At 68.0% G+C, this 1,516-nt stretch carries 1 protein-coding gene and 1 tRNA gene; one reads left to right on the top strand and one right to left on the bottom strand.

What is annotated here, in order from left to right; genetic code table 11:
* Positions 1-48: 48 nt before the first annotated feature.
* Positions 49-121 (bottom strand) — tRNA-Arg (locus ACOADB_RS01565).
* A gap of 211 nt (positions 122-332) precedes the next feature.
* On the opposite strand from ACOADB_RS01565, the gene ACOADB_RS01560 reads away from it, so the two are divergent.
* The coding region (locus ACOADB_RS01560; protein WP_378596155.1) for an LCP family protein at positions 333-1,516 on the top strand (1,184 nt) is incomplete at its 3' end.

Raw genomic sequence — 1,516 nt, 5'->3', positions numbered from 1 at the left:
CCGAAGGTGAACCGTCAACCCTCAACCGAGACAACACACAAGAACGGGTGCCCCAGGCAAGAGTCGAACTTGCGACCTTTCGCTTAGGAGGCGGCTGCTCTATCCACTGAGCTACTGGGGCGGCGGTGGACCATCTTGTCAGGTCGGGATGGTCGCGCGCGAAGCGGATTGGGTCCGTGGCCGCTGAGCGGGGAGAATGGGTGGATCCACCGCCGGGCCTTGGCCCGGACCGTACGGTGGGTCCGGCGCGAGGAAGCGCCGGCGGTTGCTCTCGGAAGCACCGGAAGAAATCCGCAGTCCCGCCCCGAGGCGGCCGCACGACCAGGTGATCGATGACGCAGGACGAACGCATTCGCCCGATGGTGGGTGAGCAGAGCCCGCCGGGCGGAGCCCGTCGGGTCGCCACGTCACGCGCCGAACGCCGTCCCAAGTCCGCCCGCGGCGGTCGCGGCGGTGGTCGGCGCAAGGCCCCGCAGCCGGGCAAGGTCGTCTTCAAGGTGATCCTGAGCAGCCTGCTGGCGCTGGGGCTGGCGACCGGCGTCGGCGTGGTGCTGCTCTACAACAACTGGAACGGCAACCTCGACCGCGAGAACCTCTCCGCGCAACTGGGCACCGACCGACCCGAGAAGGTCGCCACCGGCCCCATGAACATCCTGGTGATGGGTGACGACACCCGCTCCGGCAAGGGCAACGACATCGACGGCGAAGGTGGCGGTGGGTCGGACACCACGATCCTCTTCCACCTCTCGGCCGACCGGAAGTTCGCCTACGGGATCTCGATCCCGCGCGACACCGTCATCGACCGGCCCGAGTGCTACAAGAAGGGCGGGGCCGTCATCCCCGCCCAGGCGGCCGCGCAGTGGAACGCCGCGTACGCCGTCGGCGGACCGGCCTGCACGATCCGGCAGGTCGAGCAGCTCACCGGGATCCGCGTCGACAACTACATCGTCGTCGACTTCAACGGCTTCAAGGACATGGTCGACGCCCTGGGTGGCGTTGAGGTCTGCATCCCCGAGGACATCGAGGACGAGGAGCACGGCATCACGCTGAAGGCCGGCACCCGCGAGATCAAGGGCCAGCAGGCCCTCAGCTACGTCCGGGTCCGGCACATCGGTGACGGCACGGACCCGCAGCGGATCAAGCGCCAGCAGGCGTTCATGGCCTCCATGATCAGCAAGGCCGTCGGCGCGGACACCCTCGCGCAGCCGGTCAAGCTCACCAAGTTCATCAACGCCACGACCAGCTCGCTCAAGACAGACTTCGAGAACATCGCCCAGCTCGCCGACATCGCCGCGTCGTTCAACGGCATCGGGCTGGACAACATCTCGTTCGTCACGACGCCGTGGGTCTACTCCACGGCCCAGCCGGGTCGCGTCGAGTGGACGTCCGAGGTCCGGAAGCTGTGGCGCCTGGCGCGCACCGACCGGCGCCTGACCAAGGAATTCCTGGGCGACTCGATCAGCGCTGGCGAGAACACCGACGGATCGTCGTCGGCCTCGGGCGGTGCGAGCTCCGG

This window comes from Nocardioides sp. CPCC 206348 (assembly GCF_048654705.1).
GTDB lineage: Bacteria > Actinomycetota > Actinomycetes > Propionibacteriales > Nocardioidaceae > Nocardioides.
This window is presented reverse-complemented; position numbering and strand designations above follow the sequence as displayed.